We start from the raw sequence: 22371 nt of genomic DNA, 5'->3' as shown, positions 1-22371 counted from the left end.
GAGACGGGTTCCGGATTCGAGGAGGGACGGTCATGGTCGCCTACATGGATCACAAGGATCTGGCCAATCAGAGCATCAGCCAGGAACGGGCCGTGCAGATACAGGACGGGATCAACCGCGTCATGGAGCGCATAGCCCGATCCGAGCAGAGGTCTGGTCGGCAGGAGGGGTCGGTCACCCTCCTGGCTGCCACCAAGACCCGTGATGTGGGTGAGATCATGGCGGCCATTGACGCTGGTGTTCGCCTGATCGGCGAGAACCGCCCCCAGGAGGTCACGGCCAAGGCCGATGGGCTGATTGAGGCTTGCCGGGAGCGGGGATTGCGGCTCGGTGGCGACCCGGCCGAATCGAGGGTTGCGGGGTTCCACCTGATCGGTCAGCTCCAATCCAACAAGATCAACAAGGTCCTGCCCTATGTGGACACGGTCGAATCGGTCGATGGTCTCGATCTGGCCCGGAAGCTGGCCTCCCGTGCCCTGGCCAGGGGCCTGGTCGAGGGTATCCTCCTGGAGGTCAACGAGTCCGGTGAGGAGGCCAAGTCGGGTTGCGGCCCCGACCGTGCCCTGGACCTGGCCTATGAGCTGGCCGACATGGAGGGCATCCGGTTGGATGGGCTCATGACCATCGGGGCCCATGTGGATGATGAGACGGTGATCCGTCGGGGATTCAGCCACCTGCGTGGTCTGCGCGACACCATCCGGTCCTCGGGGGAGTCCGGAACCGGTTCCTGTACCCAACTCTCCATGGGGATGACCGGCGACATGGATTATGCCGTGGCCGAGGGGTCGACGATTGTTCGTGTGGGTACCGCCATCTTCGGTCCGCGGGCCTTCATCTGAGTGAGGGTGCGGGAGCTCTCCCAGCCATGGGCTTCCCGCCTTCCCGGTGGTTCCGCCTGTCGGTGGACCCTTCCAGGGGCTAGACTGTTCCCTATGAGAATCGCACGTTTTTCCATCAATGGCACCCCCCGCTACGCCTTCGTCCAGGAGGACGAGCAGGACGGCAAGGATTATCTGGTTGAGTTGAGCGGGTACCCGCTGACCGGGCAGCAGGTTGAGCCCACGGGTCAGCGGTACGCCCTTGATGACGAGAAAGTGCGTTTGCTGGCACCGGTCATCCCCTCCAAGATTTACGGTGCGGCCAAGAACTACCGGGCCCATGCCGCCTACATGGCCGAGAAGGGCCAGTCCCCCAGCCCGGAGCCGCCGGAGCGCCTCGTGCTCTTCATGAAGCCCTCCACCTCGGTCATCGGTCCCGACGATCCCATCGTCAAGCCCTCCTACAGCAAGGACATGAACTATGAGCCCGAGGTGGCCGTGGTCATTGGGCGGATCGCCCGCAAGGTCAGCCAGGCCGAGGCCATGGATTACGTGCTTGGATACACCTGCGTCAATGATGTGACCCTGCGCGATCTTCAGCAGGACGATCCCATGTGGACCCGTTGCAAGGGCTTCGACACCGCCTGCCCCCTGGGCCCCTGGATCGAGACCGATCTGGACTACCGGGATGCGAAGATCTCCTTCAGACTCAATGGTGAGGAGGTGCCCGAGGCCAGCGGCACCACGGCCGACCTGATCCACTCCATCCCCGAACAGATTGCCTTCATCTCCAGCTTCGCCACCCTGCTCCCCGGCGACGTGATCATGACTGGCACCCCGCATGCCTCCGGTTCCTTGCAGGGGCGGGACGAGGCCACGGTTCATGTGGAGGGCATCGGCGACCTGCGCAACGTGGTCATCGACGAATAAAGAGCGGTCGTTTCCGAAGGACAACAAGGCCCTTGGCCGGTCGGTGAGGGCCTTGTTCTCTTAACCTGTTCTCTCCTCAGGAAACTTGAGTCTGCGGGGCTCAAGTTTTGGGAATAAGCATCCCCTTCTGCATGTTGGTCATACCAGATATAACCGTAGCATGACTCGACCGAACGGTTCCGGCGGGCCGTGCGGAAGATTGTTGGAGGATACGTATGGAAGAGAACTTCACCACCATGGCCCAGGAGGCCATAGGAGATGCCATTCAGTCCGCTTCGGCGGCGGGGAACCCCCAGGTGGATGTACTCCACCTTCTGGACTCCCTCTTGAGGCAGCAGTCCGGTGTGGTCGGTGGTTTGATCCAGGCCGCCGGCGGCGACAGACAGCAGGTCGGTGCGGCCGTCCGCAACGCCCTGGTCGCCCTGCCTTCGGCCAGCGGATCGACGGCCTCCCAGCCTCAGGCCAGCCGGCAGCTCAGCATGGCGATCAGCCAGGCGGAGAAGGAGATGCAGGAGATGGGGGACGAGTATGTCTCCACCGAGCATCTGCTCATCGCCATCGCCGTGGGTCCCAGCCAGGCTGCCGATATCCTGCGTCAGGCAGGTCTGACCCCCGAGGCCCTGCGTAAGGCCACGCCGGATGTGCGGGGCGGGGCCAAGGTGACCAGCCCTGATGCCGAGGGGACCTACAAGGCCCTGGAGAAGTACTCCACCGACTTGACCGCCCAAGCCAAGGAGGGCAAGCTGGACCCCGTCATCGGCAGGGACCAGGAGATTCGACGCGTCATACAGATCCTGTCGCGGCGCACCAAGAACAACCCCGTCCTTATCGGTGAGCCCGGTGTGGGCAAGACGGCCGTGGTCGAGGGGCTGGCCCAGAGGATCGTGGCCGGCGATGTCCCCACCACACTGGAGGGGAAGAAGCTGATCTCCCTGGACCTGAGTTCCATGGTGGCCGGCAGCAAGTACCGGGGCGAGTTCGAGGAACGCCTCAAGGCCGTCCTGAACGAGATCAAGAGCGCCAATGGCCAGATCATCACCTTCATCGACGAGATTCATACCATCGTCGGTGCCGGCGCCAGCGAGGGCTCCATGGATGCGGGCAACATGCTCAAGCCCATGCTGGCCAGGGGTGAACTCCGTCTGATCGGGGCCACCACCCTGGACGAGTACCGCGAGAACATCGAGAAGGACCCCGCCCTGGAGCGTCGGTTCCAGCAGGTCTTCGTGGGTGAGCCCTCGGTCGAGGATACCGTAGCGATCCTACGTGGATTGAAGCAGCGGTATGAGGCCCACCACAAGGTGACCATCGGCGACGATGCCCTGGTGGCTGCGGCCACCCTGTCGAACCGGTACATCTCCGGTCGCCAGCTTCCCGACAAGGCCATCGACCTGGTCGACGAGGCCGCGGCCCATCTGCGGATGGAGCTGGACTCCCAGCCCGAGGAGATCGACGAGCTTCAGCGGAAGGTCACCCGCCTGGAGATGGAGGAGATGCAGCTCAAGAAGGCCGATGATCCGGCCTCCAAGGACCGTCTGGAGAAGATCCAGGGCGAGCTGGCCAACTCACGCGAGAAGCTGGGTGGCCTCAAGGCACGCTGGGACCAGGAGAAGGCGGGGCACAACAAGGTCGGCGACCTTCGTGCCCAGCTGGATGCCAAGCGGGTCGAGGCCGACAAGGCCACCCGCGAGGGTGATCTGGAAAAGGCATCCAAGATCCTCTACGGTGAGATTCCAGGTATCCGCAAGGAACTGGCCGAGGCGGAAAACGAGGCCGACAAGGCCAAGCAGGCCGCCGAGCAGGGGTCTGAGCCCGACGGGGCCGACATGACCGGCGGCTCCGCCCGCGAACCCATGGTCCCCGACCATGTGGATGCGGACTCGGTGGCCGAGATCGTTTCGGACTGGACCGGCATCCCCGTGGGCCGGCTCATGGAGGGAGAGAACGAGAAGCTCCTGCATATGGAGGACTATCTGGGCAAGCGGGTGATCGGCCAGAAGGAGGCCATCCGCGCGGTCTCCGATGCCGTTCGGCGCTCGCGTGCCGGTATATCAGACCCCGACCGTCCCACCGGTTCCTTCATGTTCCTGGGGCCCACGGGTGTAGGCAAGACCGAGCTGGCCAAGGCCCTGGCCGACTTCCTCTTCGACGATGAGAAGGCCATGGTCCGCATCGACATGTCCGAGTATATGGAGAAGGCTTCGGTCTCCCGTCTGATCGGCGCGGCCCCCGGCTACGTCGGGTACGAGGAGGGTGGTCAACTGACCGAGGCGGTCCGCCGCAGGCCTTACTCGGTGGTCCTCTTCGACGAGGTGGAGAAGGCCAACCCCGAGGTCTTCGACATCCTCCTCCAGGTGCTGGATGACGGTCGCCTGACCGACGGCCAGGGCAGGACCGTGGACTTCAAGAACACGATCCTGATCATGACTTCGAACCTGGGCTCCCAGTTCCTGATCAAGGACGAGCTGGACCAGGATGCCAAGCGGAAGGCGGTCATGGACGCGGTCCAGGCCAACTTCAAGCCCGAGTTCCTGAACAGGCTGGACGAACTGGTCATCTTCAACCCCCTGACCCGTGACGAGCTTGGTGGCATCGTCGATATTCAGGTCAGGCAGGTGGCCCAGCGTCTGACCGACCGCCGAATCACCCTGGATGTGTCCGACTCGGCCCGGGAGTGGCTGGCCAACATGGGCTACGACCCGGCCTTCGGCGCCCGGCCCCTGCGCAGGCTGGTCCAGACCGAGGTCGGTGACCAGCTGGCCCGGATGCTTCTGGCCGGCAAGGTCCACGACGGCGACACCGTCCTGGTGGATCAGACCGGTGGCGAACACCTGGAGCTGACCGCCTGGCCCACCGACACCCTGGTGGACGATGAGGTGAGCGTCGATAATGTCACCGCCGATGGTGATGCGGCCTCAGACACTGACCGCGGTGCCGGGAAGAGTGGCCATGGTAGGCACGCGGCCCCTGACGAAGGCCAGGCCCCCGTGTCCGATGACTGATCCGGTAACCGGACAACAGGCCGGCATCCCGTGACTCCACACGGGATGCCGGCCTGTTTCATGCCCAATCAGCGGCCGCGGGTGGAACCAGGGCTCCACTGACTGTCGACGATGATTCGGGGGCGACGGGCCGCCACCGTGGGCAGATAATCGGTATCGATCTGGGCCAGGCCCCTCCAACGGCGGCGAAGGCGGTGGAGACGGTGCAGACGATGGGCGTTCACCATGGGGAGGATGGCGGCGATGGCAGCGGCCACCGGAGCGATCATCGGGTTGAGCATCCAACCGAAGAGCGGGTAGAGAACGCCGGAGGCAATGACCAGGGCCACGATGTTGTAGACGGTTGACCAGGTCAGGTTCTGCCTGACGATCCGCTTCGTGGTCCGGCTCAGCTCAATGGCCCGGGCGATACCGTCCAGGTCCCCGTTGCGCAGGATCAGGTCGGGTTCCGAAACTTGGTCCGACGTCTGCTCCGGCAAGGTTCCGAAGGTGATGCGGACCTGGGCACGTTCCATGGCCTCGGGCTGGTTGCGGCTGCCGGCGGCCATGGCCACCAGCCTGTCCGGATCGGGGGTGCGTCCTGTATCCTCGCTTCCGTCCGAGCGGAGGTCGTCCGGCCGTTTCCCCAGGTCGTGAATCAGCCGTTCCAGGCAGTAGGCCTTGCGTGCATCCGTCAGTTGGGTGACCAGCATGTCCACGCCGGCAACCCGGGCTGCCCGTTCGATATGTGCCCCGGCACCCCGCCCCTGTGCCGCCCCGGCTTCGGTCTTGGTGCCATCCAGGACCAGGCTCGTGACCTTCAGGGAGCGCAGATGGGTGGATGCCCGAATCAAGGCTTCCTCGTCGACCTGGGTCCGGTCGGAGGGGTCCGAACGGTCCACCAGAGCCGAATCATCCATAGCCACGGCCGCCACCCGGCTCAGCCTGCTCATGGACCCGGGCGAGGTGAAGAGGACCCCGTTCTGTATCCCGGTGTTCAGGGTTGTCCGGAAGGCCAGGGGTATGGCCATGGCGGCGGCCGTCGGGCTGGCGATGGCCAGGACGCAGAAGGTGTTGGCGACTGCATGGGCCAGGATGGGCTGGGATCCGAAGAGGAGCCAGACCATCAATGTCCAGACGGCCGCAATCAGGATGCATGCGATGGAGGTATGGATTCTCCTGTCGACGGTGTGCATGGCGGGGGATCGTCCTGTCAGGGCATCGGGGATGATCTGCATGAGCTTGGACACATAGGTGTCGCCGCCGGCCGCCTCGACCTTGATGACCAGGTTCCCCTCGACCAGCTTCGTGGAGGCCAGTACGTGGTCTCCAGGTCCATAGCTGAGGGGGGCCGCCGTGCCGGTCAGCTCGTGCTCGTCGACGGAGGCGAATCCGGCCACCACCTGTCCATCGGCCGCCAGGCGCTCGCCCTGCCTGGTCAGGAGCAGGTTGCCGGCGGCGATATCGTCCTGGGCCACCTGCCGCCCGGTCAGGCTGGACCAGGGCTCCCGACCGGGCTCATCCCCCTTCCCTCGGAGTTCCGCCTGGTCGACCAGTCTGCCGGATCCGGGTTGGGTACGGGCAAGGAACTCATAGGACCGCGCCAGGAAGGAGTGGGTCCTGACCTCCAGGATCCGAGCCAGGAGCAGGAGGCTGATGACCACGCCCACGACGTCGAAGTATGGGGACCGGGAACCCTCCGGCAGGAGGGAACCGGCCACGCAGGTGGCCAGGCTGTACAGGTAGGCGATGCCGGTTGCCAGGGTGGCCAGGAGGTTGGGCGTGCACCGCCGCTTCTTCATGGCGTTCCATCCGTCCAGGATGATTCCACGGCCGCAGTAGAAGAGGACCGGGGTGATCAGGATGGCCTGGATCCAGGGGCTGGTCAGCCAGGAGGGGAGGGCATCGGGTGCAAATCGGTCGAACAGGTCCAGAACCAGCACAGGGGCGGTCAGGATGAGGCCGGTTATGGCCAGGCGGATCAGATGGTGGCGCTTGGCATCCAGTCCGTCGATCCGGTGCCCCATGTCGGTCCAGGTGTCACGTGCCGGTTCCTCGTCTTCGTCTTCACCCGTTCTCTGCTGGGCGGCCGGGGTGCCGGAGGGCATGAGGAAGAACCAGATGATGAACCAGGTCGCGGCACAGGCTACGACAAGATCGACTATCGCCAGGAAGATATCGATACCCACCGGGTCTCCTTCGTCATGGTCTATGTGATTCGGATGCCTTTGGGCGGATTCGAGTCACCGATACGTCTATTCTGCCCTCTTTTACGTTGAGAATAATTCCCAACTCACCATTCCTTGCCGAATAAACGTATTACGGCACCGACATTGCGGCTTGTGAGCCCCGCCGCGCCGTGGGTCCATGATATGGGGTTTACTAGAACATGTGTTCGAGTCTACAGGTTCCGCAGTCCTTTTTGTCCTGATTCTGCTGATCGGTCTGATTTCGGGAGGGGCTGTCGGTTATGTCCTTGGCGGGGCCAGGGGTCGGCAGACCTCCCTGTCCCGCCGGGGTGGGGAGGTGGATGGCCTGCGCTCGCAGTTGGAGGAGTCCCGACAGGAACTGCGTGAGTCGGAATCGGCCATGGTGGAGTACCGGACCAGGGTTGATGGGCTCAGCCAGGAGCTGGCCTATGTCAAGTCCCAGCTGGCCCAGGCCCAGCAGGCCGAGCAGGTCCGCTTGGATCAGGAGCGTCGTCGCGTCCAGGCCCAGGAGGAGGAGAGGCGGCGCAGGCAGGCCGAAGCCCTGGAGGAGGAGAGCAAGGTCCTTTCGGCCCTGGCCCCGGTCCAGAAGAACCTGGATGCTCTCCAGCAGAAGGTCTCCCAGATCGAGGAAGGCCGCAAGCAGGAAATGGGCTCCCTGGGTCAGCAGCTCAAGAGCCTGGGAGAGCAGCAGGGCAGGCTCGACAAAGAGACCAGCTCCCTGGCTTCGGCCCTGCGCAACAACAAGGTACGTGGGGCCTGGGGTGAGGCCCAGCTCAAGAACATCGTCGAATCCGCCGGGCTCTTGGAGCATGTGGACTTTGACACCCAGGTGGTGGTCACCTCCCCGGACGGTAAGGTTCTGCGGCCCGATATGGTGGTCCACCTGCCGGGCGGGAAGACCATCCCCATCGACGCCAAGGCACCCTATTCGGAGTATCAACGTGCCTGCGAGATTCCCGACACTGCGTCGGATGACGAGCTCCGTCGTCGTGACGACCTCCTCAAGGCCCATGCCAAGGCCCTGCGCGATCATGTCAAGACCCTGGGTGACAAGGAGTACTGGAACGCCTTCGATACGGCCCCTGATTTCGTTGTGGCCTTCATCCCCAATGACTCCCTCCTCCAGGCCGCCCTCGATGTGGATCCGACCCTGATGGATGACGCCTTCGCCCAGAAGGTGGCCCTGACCTCCCCGGTGACCCTTTGGGCCGTACTCAAGTCGGTGGCCTACGCCTGGCAGCAGCAGAACCTCACCGATGATGCCAAGACCCTCTTCACTTTGACCCATGAGCTCTACGATCGTTTCGTGGTTCTGGGCGACAAGGCCAACAAGCTGGGCAAGTGCATCACCAACACGGTCACCGCCTACAACAGGTTTGCAGCCTCCCTGGAATCCCGGGTCCTGGTCACGGCCAGGAAGCTGCAGAACCTGGACCCGACCAAGGTCATCGAGCCGGTGGAGATGATCGATTCCGACAAGGCCAACCTGCGTGAGCTGACCGCCCCGGAAATCCTGCCCGACAATCCCGACGATGAGGCCTGACCCTGCAGGCCCGCCTGTCCGTTGGTAACCGGCGTTAGGCTGGTAGACATGAACAAGGCATCAGAGACGGAACGGACCGGATCCTTCCGCCCGACCGGGGCCCCCGATCTGGCCCTGGATCAGAATCAGGCCGCCCGAAGCATGATGGAGCCCGCCGACCAGCTCAGGGAGCTCCTGGCCCAGGAGATCAATGGTCGTCCCTTCACGGAACTCAGCGGGGTCACCTTTGACCACCGGGGTGCGGAGTTGGCTGGTCACGTCCTTCTGGACGCGCTTGAGGACGCCGGGTACTCGGTCGACGATTTCGACGCCGTGGGTGCACTGACCGCTGCAGCCGTTCCCCTGGCCGATGCCATGCTGCATGCAGCCGCTTCGCGGGGCCAGGCCCTGAACGCCTTCGTCATGGACTTCGTCTATCCCTCCATCAAGGGCCCCTCCATCAAGGGGAAGCGGGTCATCCTCCTGGATGCCTGGCTCAGTCAGAAATCGTATGTGCAGACCTCATCCCTGGTCACCCTCCGCAAGGGGAACGAGCTCAGTCTCGACTGCAGTATCATCCGGCGGCAGGGCGCCGAACCCCTGGCCATCGCCTCGCTGGTCGGAGGTCTTGGTCCGGAAACCGCCCCGGCCGACGGGTCGGCCGATTCGGACGGGACCGGCATGGCCGGCGGCATGCCCGGGCACGATGCTGAATTGCCCACCATCCAGGTGGTCGACCCGGTCGATGATTCCAGAACCGGCCTGCCCTTCATCTGCGTTTTTAATGAGGGGCAGTTCAGTCCGCGAGGGGACCAGGACCGATGAGGGACCCCAATCCCATCACCCGGGCGGCCAGGGAGTCGGGGGAGCCCACCTTCCGACAGGTGGGGCTAGGGCCCTGGAGCCTGGAGCACCCAGACCTGCCCCGACCTGACGACCCGGATTCCGCCGCCTATGATCCCCGCTTCGACAGCGACCTCCTGGATCATGGGGACCGCCGCAACGTGCTTGACCGCTACCGGTACTGGACCGTCGAGGCCATCCGTGTCGACCTGGACCGCCGCGGACGTCACGGGTTCGAGGTGGCCGTCGAGAACTGGACCCACGACTTCAACATCGGCTCCATGGTCCGCACGGCCAATGCCTTCGCAGCCGGGCGGGTCCATATCGTCGGCCCCCACAAGTGGAACCGCAAGGGTGCCCTGATGACCGAGCTCTACCAGCATGTGGTCCACCATCCCAGCATCAGCGCCCTGGCCGATGACCTTCGTGAGGAGGCCAGTCGGTCCGGGACCCCTGCGCCCAGGCTGATAGCCATCGACAACGTGCCGGGTGCCGTCCCCATCGAGACCTATGACTTTCCGGACCGCTGTCTGATGATCTTCGGTGCCGAGGGCCCCGGTCTCTCCCAGGAGGCCCTGGACCTGGCCTATGATGTGGTCTATATCTCCCAGTTCGGTTCCGTTCGTTCCATCAACGCCGGGGCTGCCGCCGCCGTCGCCATGCATGCCTGGATCGCCCAGCGTGCTGGGGTCGGTCGCCTCTCCTGATTTCCTGATTGTGGGTGGCCGGATCCTCTGCGTGTGGGAAACCGCCCTGCTCGGTTCCAAGGAGCCGGAAGTCGGGTGGGGGAGGTTGTGCGGGACCGTCATATGCGTCCATGATCGGTGACCGACCCTGACCGCCTCGCCCATATGCTGGACAAGATGTATCGGACATCCTGCGGGTGGCATACGAACTGATAAGCTCAAACACATGATTGAGGTCGAGCACCTGATGAAGAGCTTCCACGGCAAAATGGCCATCAATGATGTCACTTTCACGGCCCGGAACGGTCGCGTCACCGGTTTCCTCGGACCGAACGGAGCCGGAAAGTCCACGACCATGCGCGTCTGTCTGGCCCTGATCAAGCCGGAGAGTGGTCGTGCCCTGATTGACGGCCAACCCTTCGCCAAGCTCGGATCACCCATGACCACGGTCGGTGCGGTGCTCAATCCCCGTTCGGCTCATAAGGCCCGCTCCGCATACTCCCATCTGCGTTCTTTGGCCTATTCCAATGGAATTCCATCCCGGAGGGTCGACGAGGTCCTTGACATGGTGGGTCTGACCAGTGTGAAGAACAAGAACGCCGGCTCCTTCTCCCTGGGCATGAGTCAGAGGCTTTCCATAGCCGCGGCCCTTCTGGGGGATCCCAGGAACCTGGTCCTGGATGAGCCCATCAACGGCCTGGATCCGGATGGGGTCAAATGGGTGCGCGAGCTCTGCCGGGCCATTGCCGCCCAGGGTAAGGCGGTCCTCCTCAGCTCCCACCTGATGAGTGAGGTGGCTCTGACCGCCGACGATCTGGTCATCATCGGCCAGGGACGGGTCATGGAGCGGACCACGGTCGATCACTTCATCCAGGAGCACTCGCGCAACTCCATCAAGGTGGTCACCCCTCAGCCCGACAGGCTCGTGTCCGCCCTCTCAACGGCCGCGGGGATGCGGGTCACCCGGTTGCGTCCCGATTCCTCATGCCCGCCCGATGCCGCACTTTTCCGCATCGAGGGTGCACCCCTGGCATCCACGGCCACCATCCTGGCCAACGCGCAGGTCGTCATGTATGAATTCCGTCAGGAGAAGGTCTCCCTGGAGGAGGCCTACATGAGCGCCACCCATGGGCAGATTGAATACCGTTCCCAGGTGGCCGTAGACCCCAACGCCCATATCGGCGACAATCTGATGGGAGTCGAACAATGAGCCGCATGGCACACAAGGCCCCCAGAGGGGGCCGATCCGCGGTCGGGACCCGTGCAGCCGTCATCGGAAACAGAAGGGACCTCTCGCCTTCGCGGGTTCACCTCTCCTTCCTCCGGTCCCTGCGCAGCGAGATGCTGAAGCTGACCTCGCTCGCATCGACCTGGATCATGACCCTCATCGCCCTGGTCCTCCAGCCCTTTGGTGCACTCACCTCGGCCTGGAGTCTCAGGTACATGAGTACGATCGACCAATCCAGCGGAAAGCCCCTGAAGACCCCCGCTCCCATAGCCATGTCGGAGTATTGGGTAGCCGCGGGCTCGGGTCTGGCCCTGGCCAGCGTCGTCGTCGGCATCATGGGTGTTCTCTGCATCAGCGCGGAGTTCAGCAGCTCCTCCATCGACGCCACCCTGACCAGCAATCCCCGACGTGGTACCGTCCTGGCCGCCAAGGCTGTCTGCCTGGCCGTCCTGACCTGGGTCACCTCCCAGATCGGCGTCCTCCTGGCCTGGGCCTCGGTACAGATCATCCTCTCCGCCCCGGGCAGGATTCCACTCAAGGCCTCCGAGGCATCCATCCCCTGGGTGAACCTCCTGGGCGGGCCCATCTTCCTGGCCGTATTCGCGGTCATGGCCCTGGGCATCGGAGCCATGTGCAGGTCGACCGTCGGCGGCGTCATGACGGTTCTGGGACTGGTCCTGATCGCCCCCATGCTCTTCGGCATCATCCAGGCGGTCAGCAGGTATTTTGTCTGGGTGCAGAGCCTGAGCAACATCCTGCCGTTGAACCTGCTCGATTATTTTCTGAGTGGGCAGACCGAACCCATGCCTGGCCAGGTGGGCTTCGTCCCGCTCTGGTGGCAGGCGGGTCTGATCATGGTGGCCTGGACCGCCGTATTCTACGCCCTGGGGACCCTGGTCATGAAGAGGATCGACATCGACTGACCGGTTCTCCGGACGGTGGCCTGACAGGCTTCCGGAAGTCTGTTGCTTGGTGACCCCTCCGTGTCACACAGCACCAATATGATGATGGGTATGCCAACTTTTACACGTGAAGAGATCAAGCATCTGGGTGATCTGGCCCGTATCGCTCTGACCGATGATGAGGCGGACCGTCTCAAGGGCGAGCTCAACGTCATCGCCGAATCCATCGCCAAGGTCCAGGAGGTGGCCGGGGATGATGTGCCTCCCACAGCCAACCCCATACCCCTGGAGGCATACCTGCGCCCCGATGAGGCTGAGCAGCCCCTGACCCAGGAGGAGGCCCTGTCGGGTGCCCCCGCCACCGAGTCGGGCATGTTCGTGGCACCGCGCATCCTGGGTGAGGAGTGAGTGAAGCAATGAGCGTAAGAAACGAATTGGTGAAGGAATCTGCCACCGAGATGGCCCGGCAGCTGCGGGCCAAGGAGGTCTCCAGCCGTGAACTGGTCCAGGCACAGCTCGACCTGATCGAGGCCGCCGAACCCCGTATCGACGCCTTCCTCCGGGTTTCCGGTGACCAGGCCCTGGACCAGGCCGATGCCTTCGACAAGCGGCTTGCCGCGGGCGATACCGATGGCCTGCCCGAGCTGGCCGGTGTCCCCATCGCCATCAAGGACATGATCGTCACCAAGGGAATCCCCACCACGGCCGCCTCCAAGATCCTCGAGGGCTGGGTGCCGCCCTACGATGCCACGGTCATCGAGAAGATCAAGGCCGCCGGCATGCCCATCCTGGGTAAGACCAACCTGGACGAGTTCGCCCAGGGGTCGTCCACCGAGCACTCCGCCTACAAACCCACCCACAATCCTTGGGACACCGATAGGGTTCCCGGTGGTTCGGGCGGCGGTTCCGCCTCCGCGGTAGCGGCCTTCGAGGCGCCCTTGGCCCTGGGCACCGATACGGGCGGTTCCATCCGTCAGCCCGGCGCCCTGACCGGCACCGTAGGTGTCAAGCCCACCTACGGCGGCGTCTCCCGCTTCGGGGCCATCGCCATGGCCTCCTCCCTGGACCAGATCGGTCCGGTCTCACGGTCCGTCCTGGATGCCGCACTCCTTCAGGAGTTGATCGGCGGCTATGACCACCGCGACTCCACCTCAATCCCCAAGCCGGTTCCGCCCCTGGCCTCCGCCGCCCGCGAGGGCATGAGGCGCGACCTGAAGGGACTGAAGGTCGGCCTGGTCAAGGAGTTGGGAGGCGAAGGCTATCAGCCCGGCGTTGAGGCCCGCTTCAATGAGGGTGTCAAGCTCCTGGAGGGTATGGGCGCCGAGGTGGTCGAGGTCTCCTGCCCCCACTTCCCCTATGCCCTGGCCGCCTACTACATCATCATGCCCTCGGAGGTCTCATCCAACCTGGCCCGGTACGACGGCATGCGTTACGGCCTGCGGGTCATGCCCCAGGCAGGGGTCGAGCAGACCGCGGCCAACATGATGTCGGCCACCCGTGAGGCCGGCTTCGGCGACGAGGTCAAGCGCCGCATCATCCTGGGCATCTACGCCCTCTCCGCCGGTTACTACGATGCCTGGTACGGGTCGGCCCAGAAGGTGCGCACCCTGATCATCCGCGACTTCGAGCAGGCCTTCGAGCAGGCCGACGTCCTGGTCTCGCCCACCTCGCCCACCACCGCCTTCAGGTTCGGCGACAAGATGGACGATCCCCTGGCCATGTATCTGAACGATGTGGCCACCATCCCCGCCAACATGGCGGGTACACCGGCCATGTCCATCCCGGCCGGGCTCAGCGATGACGGTCTGCCCGTGGGCTTCCAGTTCTTCGCGCCCCAGATGCGCGACGAGGTCATGTACAAGCCTGCCGCGGCCTTGGAGGCGGCCCTCCAGGAGCAGTGGGGAGGCCCGGTCTTCAAGGACCTGAAAGCCCCCTGGCTGGATGGACACGTCAGTGGAACCACCAAGTAGGCATCGGAAGGAACCGGAATCATAATGGCTGAAAAACTCATGAAGTACGCCGATGCCGTGGCCAAGTACGACCCGGTGTTCGGCCTGGAGGTCCATGTCGAGCTCTCCACCAACACCAAGCTCTTCTGCCCGGCCCACATCGAGTTCGGTGGCGAGCCCAACTCCCAGCTGACCCCGGTCTCCCTGGGTCTGCCCGGCAGCCTGCCGGTGGTCAATCGGACGGCCATCGACTACGCGGTCAAGCTCGGCCTGGCCCTGCACTGCAAGATCAACGAGTGGAGCCAGTTCGCCCGGAAGAACTACTTCTACCCGGACATGCCCCGCGATTACCAGATCTCCCAGTACGACAAGCCCCTGAACGGTCAGGGCTACCTGGACGTGGAGCTGGATGACGGGTCCATCTTCCGTGTGCCCATCGAGCGCGCCCACGTCGAGGATGATGCCGGCAAGAACACCCACCTGGGTGGTGCCGACGGCCGTATCGAGGGTGCCGACCACTCCCTGGTCGACTACAACCGTGCCGGTGTGCCCCTGGTCGAGATCGTCACCAAGCCCATCGAGGGCGCCGGCGAGCGCACCCCCGAGGTGGCCGGTGCCTATGTGCGCGCCATCAGGGACATCGTGCGAGCCCTGAACATCTCCCATGCCCGGATGGAGCAGGGCAACATGAGGGCCGATGTCAACGTCTCCCTCCATGCCGGCCCCGACGCCCCCCTGGGCACCCGGTCCGAGACCAAGAACGTCAACACCTTCAAGGGCATCGAGAAGACCCTGATCTATGAGATTCGTCGCCAGGCCGCCCTGCTCGATTCCGGTGGCGAGGTTCTCCAGGAGACCCGCCATTGGGACGAGTCCACCCAGACCACAGCCGGCGGCCGGGTCAAGACCGACGCCAACGACTACCGCTACTTCCCCGACCCTGATCTGGTCATGGTCCATGTGACCAGTGAGCACATCGAGGAGCTCAGGGCCCGGATGCCCGAAATGCCACGTGAACGCAGGGCCCGGCTGAAGCAGGAATGGGACTTCACCGACCGGCAGATGCAGGACGCGGTCAACGCCGACGCGGTGGATCTGATCGAGGAGACCGTCAAGGCCGGTGCCACGGCCGCCGGTGCCCGCAAGTGGTGGCTGGGGGAGATCTCCCGCGAGGCCAACTCCCGTGGCGTCACCCTCCGCGAGCTTCCCATCTCGGCCCAGGATGTGGCTGATGTGGAGCGGCTGATCGCCGACGGCAGGCTCAACGACAAGCTGGCCAAGCAGACGGTCTCCGGAGTGCTGGCCGGAGAGGGCAGTCCCGCCCAGGTCGTCAAGAAGCATGGCTACCAGGTGGTCTCGGACGATGGTGCCCTGGATACGGCCGTCGATCAGGCCCTCAGGGACAACCCCGATATCGTGGCCAAGCTCAAGGGCGGCAACATGAAGCCCATGGGAGCCATCATTGGTGCCGTCATGCGTGCCACCAAGGGCCAGGCCGATGCCAAGGCGGTCAGCAAGATCGTCATGCAGCGCATCGCCCAGTGACCATCATTCTGCGCCTCGGGGATTCCCATGGTTTTCCCAGGGGCGCAGGGTAGAATTGATTGCCATCGCAAGGTGGCGGTCATGGAGGTGACGTGATGTCGACTAGCGGCAAGGGCAGTGAGGAACCGCGGACGGAACGTATCAAACCCGAGGGTCTCAAGGACAGGCAGCTGCCTGACCGTATTGAGATTCCCTTTATTCGCGGCGAGATGGTGCATCTGCGGCCTGCGGTCATTTCCGATCTGACCGCCATGGACCAGTTGCAGGCATTCTACAATTCGACGGGCATCACCGGCAAGGGTCCCCAGGCCGAGCGTGCCGTCGTCAACGCCTGGGTCCGCAGGTCGGTGGCCTGGTCCAAGGGACTGGCCCCCAAGGAGTCCGGCGTGGGAGACCCCGAGTCCCGGCGCACCCTGGCCTGGGCCATGATGACCGATGCGGACCATGATCTGGATGGTTCGCCTGATGCCGACAAGACCGGCGGGGTCATCGGCATGATCTTCCTGATCGACGTGGACGGCTGGTCCTGTTCGGCCCGGATCCAGGTGGTGCTGGGCAAGGACTACCGGGGCCGCGGATACTCCCGTGATGCCATGCCCAGGGTCATGACCTACGGGTATGCGGCCGCGCCCACGGGTCTGGGGCTTCATCGCATATGGGTGGCGGTTCCAGAGAAGAACACCCGGTCCATCTCCGTTTACCAATCCTTGGGCTTCATGGTTTCGGGCACCTCCCGCGACGCCCTCTGGGATATCGAGAACGGCAAGTATCAGGACCAGATCGTCATGGATGCCCTGGCCGACGAATACGACCCGATCCAGTCCCTGAACGCATTCGGCATGCACGTCATCGACGAGAATCCGGGAGTGGCCCAGTCCCTGATAGCCCACGGATACACCACCGAGGATGGAAGGCGGATGACCGCCTCCGAGGCGCAGCGGTATGCATCCCAGGCCAGGGCAGGCCTGGTGGGGGATGTGACCGGCCAGGGAGACCCGGCCGGGGATGACCTCTCGTCTGCCGATGCCGAGTCGGGCAGCGCCTCCCCAGCCCAGGCGGAACAGGCTGCAGAAACCTCGGGTCCCCGGGAGTCGGCACCCACCCAAGCGGTAGGCAACCCCAACGCCCAGGCAGGGGTCCAGCCTGGTGCTGACGAGTCCGAAGCAGACAAGGGCGAAGCGGATCAGTCCGAAGCGGGCGAGGGGCACGACTCCTCCGATTGGGCCTATGGGTCCTCAAAGGCCAAGGGGTCCAAGCAGGCCTGGTGGCGAAATCTCGGTCACGGTCGTGACCGTTCCAATGGGGGTGGCCGATGAGCGCCGAGGATCTCGACAACTACGAAACCGATGCCGAGTTGGCCCTGTACCGGGAGTACCGCGACGTCATCAAGCTCTTCACCTACGTGGTCGAGACCGAGCGGCGCTTCTACCTGGCCAACAAGGTCGACTTCAATGTGCGCTCGGCCGGCCAGGATGTCTACTTCGACGTCCGTCTGACCGATGCGTGGGTCTGGGATGTCTACCGGTCCAGCCGGTTCGTCAAGAATGTGCGTATCGTCACCTTCAAGGATGTCAATGTTGAGGAGGTTCAGAAGACCGACATTGATATTCCCGACTCCCTCTCCTGAGCCCGAACCCTTTGTCCCGCACCGGATCAAAGGTACATGCCCATGGAAAAGGGCGGGGGTTGGGCATCTGGCAGGTGCATGGTGCCCCTCCCGGAGCGTCTCGGTCCGTCCCTGCGAGGTGATTCGCATGTTCTCCCCGGATGTGCGGGGAGTCCCATAATGGCTAGAAATCGTGTGGGAAGTCGATATTCACCCCTCGGTTCGGGTGCCTTGGTTAGAGTGAACATGATTTGTACGGTTTTCAGGAGGTTGGCATGGCGCGCAAGCAGTCCGTGGTTATCGTCGGCGGTGGTCCTGCGGGGCTGACCGCTGCGTGGGAGCTGGTCAAGGACGGTGGGGACGACAAGTACGACGTCACGGTCCTGGAGGCCACGGATACCTTCGGCGGTATCTCGCGCACGGTCAGGCACAACGGGAACCGCATGGACATCGGCGGCCACCGCTTTTTCTCCAAGGACGACCGGATCATGGACTGGTGGAAGGAGGTCCTCCCCCTCCAGGGCGCACCCTCCTACGATGACAAGAAGCTGGGGCGTCACCACGACCTGGAGCCGGGCGGGCCCGACCCCGAGCAGACCGACAGGGTCATGCTCAAGCGTCACCGCGTCTCGAGGATCTACTGGAACCATCATTTTCTGGACTACCCCATCTCACTGTCCACCAAGACCCTCCGGGCCATGGGCTTCAAGCTGACCATGCAGGCCGGTTTCAGCTACCTGAAAACCCTGGTCCACAAGCTGCCCGAAGACAACCTGGAGAACTTTTACATCAACCGCTTCGGTCGCAAGCTCTACTCCATGTTCTTCGAGGGATACACCGAGAAGCTCTGGGGCCGCCACCCGCGCGAGATCAGCGCCGACTGGGGTGCCCAGCGGGTCAAGGGCCTGAGCATCATGGGGGTCCTCAAGAACGCCTTCCAGAAGCTTCTGCCCAGGAAACGTGACTCCCGCGAGGTCGAGACCAGCCTGATCGAGGAATTCTGGTACCCCAAGCTGGGCCCCGGTCAACTCTGGGAGACCGTGGAACGCCGCAACGTCGAGCATGGCGTCCATGTCATCACCGAGGCCGAGGTGGTTGGGCTGAACCAGGAGGACGGACACATCTCCTCCGTGGTCTACCGTAACGCCGACGGCCGTGAGGTGACCCTCCGGGCCGACCAGGTCATCTCATCCATGCCCATCAGGGACCTGGTCCGGGCCATCGCCCATGAGGACACCTCCACCGACAAGGAGATGGTCCGCGTCGCCGACGGTCTGCCCTACCGCGATTTCGTCACGGTCGGTCTGCTTATCCGTCACCTGCGCATCCGTAACACCACGAAGATGAAGACCCTGGGCAACCCTCCCATCGTGCCGGATTGCTGGATTTACGTGCAGGACCCGGGCTACAAGATGGGCCGTATACAGATCTTCAACAACTGGAGCCCCTACATGGTCAAGAAGGTGGACGACACCGTCTGGATCGGCCTCGAGTACTTCTGCGAGGAGGGTGACGAGTTCTGGAACATGAGCGATGAGGAGACCACCGATTTCGCCATCAGGGAGCTGACACGAATGGGTATCATCAACGGTCCCACCGACGTGATGGATTCCCACCGCGAACGTGTGATCAAGGCCTACCCGGCCTACTTCGACACTTACACCCAGATGCCCGAACTGGTCAAATGGCTGGATTCCTTCGGCAATCTCTACTGTGTGGGGCGCAACGGTCAGCACCACTACAACAACCAGGACCACTCCATGGCCACCTCCATGGAGGCAGTCAAGAACATCAGGTCCGGCAGGACCGACAAGACCAACGTCTGGAATGTCAACACCGAGCAGTCATACCACGAACAGAAGTAACCGCCCGGGGAACCTCCAGGGGGTAATCCAGGAGTTGGGAGAGGACGGCCACGGTCTCCGTGAGGAGGGCCGTGTGCGTTTCGTACTTCTCTGAGGGATCGAGTGCCGCCTTCCCGTTGCTGATGACCGATGCCGTTACGTTGGCGAGCAGCCAGGCCAGAGTGGTGGTGTCGATTGCATCGGTCAGTCTGGTCCGGGGCAGGTCGCCCTGCTCCAACCAGCGGTCCAGGGCATGGGTGAGGTGGGTGATGATCATCGACAGGAACCCGTTGACCAGGTTCAGGTTGGTGCCCAGGTAGTTGTACCAGTTCTCCTTCTCGGCGAAGATCTCGTACAGTTTCCGTATCACATCAACGAGCGGTACGGCAATCCCGTCCAGGGCTTCCTGCACATCAAGGGAGGGGTTGTCCAGGACGGTGATGACCTCCCGGGCATTGCGGTCGAAGTATGAGGTCAGGCAGGCGTTGACCAGGTCGTCCTTGGATTCGAAGTAGTAGTAGAAGACGCTCATTCCGACGCCCCTGCCGTCGTTCATGGCCCCGATTACATCGCGCAGGGATGTATTTGCCGCACCCTGTCGTTCGAAGACCTGCAAGGCGGTATCCACGAACTCCTGCCGTCGATCCTCGCGCATGGTTTTTCTCTCGCTCACAATGGCTAGTCTACGGCCTTATGACACGCTGGGGCTGTGCTTGCGGGAATCCGGGCCTCGTTGTATTCTTGTATTCAGTTCGGCTTGCTGAGTCAGCGTCGGGCTTTCATGAGCGGTTTACCCGCATATTCTCAAGCTATTTGCCTGGTTTTAGGCATGGCGTAGGAAAGGCATTACAACAGTGGCAACAAGCCAAGATATACATTCTATGAGACTGCCTGAGCTCAAGGAACTGGCCAGGCAGTTGGGCTTACGCGGCATTTCCACCATGCGTAAGCCGGTCCTGATCGAGACCATAGAAGCCGCCCGATCCGGCGGCCAGGCCCCGGCAGGCGTTACCGTCCGGACTCCGGAGTCCGCGGTTCCGGCCAAGCAGGACGCCCCCAAGTCCGAAACGGAAGCGTCTTCCAGGCGCAGGGTCCAGGGTGGTTCCGACGAGGAGACCGGCAAGAAGGGGTCCGGGCCCGTCGCATCACGGCAGAAGAAGACCTCCGACAAGCAGGACGAGAAGAAGGTCGGTGATCTCTTCGACGTTCTGGGCATCGATGAGAATGCCGCCGTCCACAAGGATGGCCATGGCGCTCGTGAGGGAAGATTCCCCCACTCCGTGGCTGACGAGGAGGACGTGGTCATCTCCCGTCGCCGCCACCGTTCCTCGGATTCCCCGCGTGGCAACCGGACCAACCGTTCCCGGAACGAGCGTGGGCATGAGCAGGAACCTGAACACAACGAGGAACATGACAACGGGAACGTGCGTAACCTGGATGACATCCTGGCCGCCCTGCCCTCCCGCAATGACCACGCGCGCAGGCGTTCCTATGATGAGGGCCGTGATGAGGGCCGGGACTTCCGGCACAACCCCTCCGAGCGCCGCAACCGCAATGACCGGCACAACAACCGCAACAACCGGCGCAATGCGCGTGACTTCGAACCCCGTGAAGAGCGCCGTGAGAACTTCAAGCCCGAGGACATGGTCCCCGTGGCCGGTATCATCGACGTACTGGACTCCTACGCCTTTGTGCGGACCTCCGGCTACCTGCCCGGCCCCAACGACGTCTATGTCTCCATGGGTCAGGTCAAGAAGTACGGCCTGCGCAAGGGCGACGCCGTGCATGGTTCCATCCGACCCCCACGTGAGGGCGACCATCGCAACCAGCGGCAGAAGTTCGTCCCCCTCCAGTCCATCGACACCATCAACGGTATGAGCGTCGAGGAAGCCGGTGACCGGCCCCACTTCAGCAAGCTGACCCCTCTCTACCCGCAGGAGCGCATGCGGATGGAGACCCAGCCCAAGAACATCACCGGCCGTCTGATCGATATCGTGGCCCCGATCGGCAAGGGCCAGCGTGGCCTGATCGTCTCGCCCCCCAAGGCCGGCAAGACCCTGACCCTGCAGTCCATCGCCAACTCCATCAGCGCCAATAACCCCGAGGTCCATCTGATGGTGGTCCTGGTGGACGAGCGCCCCGAGGAGGTCACCGACATGGAGCGCACGGTCCAGGGCGAGGTCATCTCCTCGACCTTCGACCGCCCCGCCACAGACCATACCACGGTCGCGGAGCTGGCCATAGAGCGCGCCAAGCGTCTGGTGGAGCTGGGCCAGGATGTGGTGGTCCTCCTGGATTCCATGACCCGTCTGGCCCGCGCATACAATATCGCGGCCCCGGCCTCCGGACGGATCCTGTCCGGAGGCGTGGATGCCCAGGCCCTCTACCCGCCCAAGCGCTTCTTCGGCGCCGCCCGCAACATCGAGAACGGCGGCTCCCTGACCATCATCTCCTCGGCCCTGGTGGAGACCGGGTCCAAGATGGATGAGGTCATCTTCGAGGAGTTCAAGGGCACCGGCAACATGGAGCTCAGACTGACCCGCGACCTGGCCGACAAGAGGCTCTTCCCGGCCATCGACATCAACGCCTCCGGCACCCGCCGAGAGGAGTTGATCACCGCCCCGGAAGAGCTGGCCGTGGTCTACCGGCTGCGTCGTCTCCTGGGTGGCATGGAGACCGAACAGGCCTATCAGACCCTGGTGCCCCGCCTGAAGAAGACGGCCACCAACCGTGACTTCCTGGCCGCCATCAACCAATCCATGCTGAACCAGAAGTAATATGCGGGCCCGGTTGGGCTGATCCTTTCCGCCCCCGCCGGTTTCTGCCGTCCTTGTCCATGCACCAGGCATGGGCGAGGACGGTTCTTGTATGAGGGCCTGTACCCGCCCCGCCGGTCGGATAGACTGGGGCATATGAGTGAATCCGAATCAGAAACGACGATCCATGACCAGGTGAAGTCCGAGAATCAGGTGGTTGCCGATTGCGCCGGGGAGGTCGAGGAACTCAGGGACGGCATCGATGATATCGATGCGGCGGTCGTTCACATTCTCGCCGAGAGGTTCCGGGTGACCGGCAGGATCGGAAGGCTCAAGGCCAGGGCCGGTTTTGGGGCGGCCGATTCACGCCGTGAGACCCAACAGGTCGCCCGCCTGAGGGGTCTGGCCAAGGAGAGTGGTCTTGACCCGGACCTGGCCGAGGCCTATCTCCATCTGGTGGCCGATGCCGCCAAGAGGCTTCATCTGCGCGCCGGTGCCGAAGAACACTGACCTTGTTCTTTCCGGGTTTCAGGGGCTTCATATGAGTGCGG

The 22371-nt window shown here is 63.5% G+C and carries 18 protein-coding genes; 16 read left to right on the top strand and 2 right to left on the bottom strand.

Translation table 11 applies throughout. The features are described 5' to 3' along the window. Positions 1 to 32 precede the first annotated feature (32 nt). The 3 genes from Q0K62_RS00470 (at position 33) to clpB (ending at position 4750) form a co-directional block, all read left to right on the top strand. A complete protein-coding gene (locus Q0K62_RS00470; protein ID WP_297316010.1) occupies positions 33 to 839 on the top strand; it encodes a YggS family pyridoxal phosphate-dependent enzyme in 807 nt (268 codons plus the stop codon). Positions 840 to 932: 93 nt separating this feature from the next. Beyond that, positions 933 to 1748: a fumarylacetoacetate hydrolase family protein gene (locus tag Q0K62_RS00465; RefSeq protein ID WP_297316009.1), complete on the top strand. Its 816-nt coding sequence runs from the start codon at positions 933 to 935 to the stop codon at positions 1746 to 1748. 215 nt (positions 1749 to 1963) lie between these two features. Beyond that, entirely contained in the window at positions 1964 to 4750 is a 2787-nt protein-coding gene (clpB, locus tag Q0K62_RS00460) for an ATP-dependent chaperone ClpB (RefSeq protein WP_297316008.1), read from the top strand. A 68-nt stretch (positions 4751 to 4818) separates the two neighbouring features. Here clpB and Q0K62_RS00455 read toward each other — a convergent pair whose 3' ends face one another. After that, positions 4819 to 6918, bottom strand: coding sequence for a hypothetical protein (locus tag Q0K62_RS00455; protein WP_297316007.1), 2100 nt, complete (start codon positions 6916 to 6918; stop codon positions 4819 to 4821). Positions 6919 to 7120: 202 nt separating this feature from the next. Here Q0K62_RS00455 and rmuC point away from each other — a divergent pair, with 202 nt between their 5' ends. The 11 genes from rmuC to Q0K62_RS00400 all read left to right on the top strand — a co-directional run bounded on the left by rmuC (position 7121) and on the right by Q0K62_RS00400 (position 19085). Further along, positions 7121 to 8482, top strand: a complete 1362-nt coding sequence (gene rmuC, locus Q0K62_RS00450; RefSeq protein WP_297316006.1) for a DNA recombination protein RmuC — start codon at positions 7121 to 7123, stop codon at positions 8480 to 8482. A gap of 141 nt (positions 8483 to 8623) precedes the next feature. Further along, a complete protein-coding gene (locus tag Q0K62_RS00445) occupies positions 8624 to 9286 on the top strand; it encodes an orotate phosphoribosyltransferase (RefSeq protein WP_297316042.1) in 663 nt (220 codons plus the stop codon). Beyond that, on the top strand, positions 9283 to 10011 hold the full coding sequence (locus Q0K62_RS00440; protein WP_297316005.1) for a TrmH family RNA methyltransferase: 729 nt from the start codon (positions 9283 to 9285) through the stop codon (positions 10009 to 10011). Before Q0K62_RS00445 ends, Q0K62_RS00440 begins: the two co-directional genes overlap by 4 nt. Before the next feature lie 205 nt (positions 10012 to 10216). Beyond that, the gene (locus tag Q0K62_RS00435; RefSeq protein WP_297316004.1) at positions 10217 to 11200 is read left to right on the top strand and encodes an ATP-binding cassette domain-containing protein; all 984 of its coding nucleotides are present in this window, start codon (positions 10217 to 10219) and stop codon (positions 11198 to 11200) included. Then, positions 11197 to 12141, top strand: coding sequence for an ABC transporter permease subunit (locus Q0K62_RS00430; protein ID WP_297316003.1), 945 nt, complete (start codon positions 11197 to 11199; stop codon positions 12139 to 12141). The genes Q0K62_RS00435 and Q0K62_RS00430 overlap by 4 nt, the downstream gene beginning before the upstream one ends. 90 nt (positions 12142 to 12231) lie before the next feature. Beyond that, entirely contained in the window at positions 12232 to 12528 is a 297-nt protein-coding gene (gatC, locus tag Q0K62_RS00425) for an Asp-tRNA(Asn)/Glu-tRNA(Gln) amidotransferase subunit GatC (protein ID WP_297316002.1), read from the top strand. Between the two features lie 8 nt (positions 12529 to 12536). Then, positions 12537 to 14090 carry an Asp-tRNA(Asn)/Glu-tRNA(Gln) amidotransferase subunit GatA gene (gatA, locus tag Q0K62_RS00420; RefSeq protein WP_297316001.1) on the top strand — a complete coding sequence of 518 codons (1554 nt, stop codon included), beginning with the start codon at positions 12537 to 12539 and terminating at the stop codon, positions 14088 to 14090. Between the two features lie 24 nt (positions 14091 to 14114). After that, the gene (gatB, locus tag Q0K62_RS00415) at positions 14115 to 15614 is read left to right on the top strand and encodes an Asp-tRNA(Asn)/Glu-tRNA(Gln) amidotransferase subunit GatB (RefSeq protein ID WP_297316000.1); all 1500 of its coding nucleotides are present in this window, start codon (positions 14115 to 14117) and stop codon (positions 15612 to 15614) included. A 95-nt stretch (positions 15615 to 15709) separates the two neighbouring features. Continuing rightward, positions 15710 to 16930, top strand: coding sequence for a GNAT family N-acetyltransferase (locus Q0K62_RS00410; protein WP_297315999.1), 1221 nt, complete (start codon positions 15710 to 15712; stop codon positions 16928 to 16930). Further along, complete coding sequence (locus Q0K62_RS00405; protein WP_297315998.1) at positions 16927 to 17241, top strand: DUF2469 domain-containing protein; 315 nt, start codon at positions 16927 to 16929, stop codon at positions 17239 to 17241. Before Q0K62_RS00410 ends, Q0K62_RS00405 begins: the two co-directional genes overlap by 4 nt. A gap of 254 nt (positions 17242 to 17495) precedes the next feature. Then, positions 17496 to 19085: an NAD(P)/FAD-dependent oxidoreductase gene (locus Q0K62_RS00400; protein WP_297315997.1), complete on the top strand. Its 1590-nt coding sequence runs from the start codon at positions 17496 to 17498 to the stop codon at positions 19083 to 19085. Here Q0K62_RS00400 and Q0K62_RS00395 read toward each other — a convergent pair. Continuing rightward, a complete protein-coding gene (locus Q0K62_RS00395; protein WP_297315996.1) occupies positions 19051 to 19737 on the bottom strand; it encodes a TetR/AcrR family transcriptional regulator in 687 nt (228 codons plus the stop codon). The two genes, Q0K62_RS00400 and Q0K62_RS00395, sit on opposite strands and share 35 nt — an antisense overlap. Positions 19738 to 19918: 181 nt before the next feature. On the opposite strand from Q0K62_RS00395, the gene rho reads away from it, so the two are divergent. Together rho and Q0K62_RS00385 are read left to right on the top strand one after the other, a co-directional pair. Next, positions 19919 to 21841, top strand: a complete 1923-nt coding sequence (rho, locus tag Q0K62_RS00390; protein WP_297315995.1) for a transcription termination factor Rho — start codon at positions 19919 to 19921, stop codon at positions 21839 to 21841. A 135-nt stretch (positions 21842 to 21976) separates the two neighbouring features. Continuing rightward, on the top strand, positions 21977 to 22330 hold the full coding sequence (locus Q0K62_RS00385; RefSeq protein WP_297315994.1) for a chorismate mutase: 354 nt from the start codon (positions 21977 to 21979) through the stop codon (positions 22328 to 22330). Positions 22331 to 22371 lie beyond the last annotated feature (41 nt).

This window comes from uncultured Bifidobacterium sp. (assembly GCF_945269915.1).
Taxonomy (GTDB): Bacteria; Actinomycetota; Actinomycetes; order Actinomycetales; family Bifidobacteriaceae; genus Bombiscardovia; species Bombiscardovia indica.
Note: the sequence above shows the minus strand (reverse complement) of the source record. Positions and strands in the feature narration are given on the sequence as shown.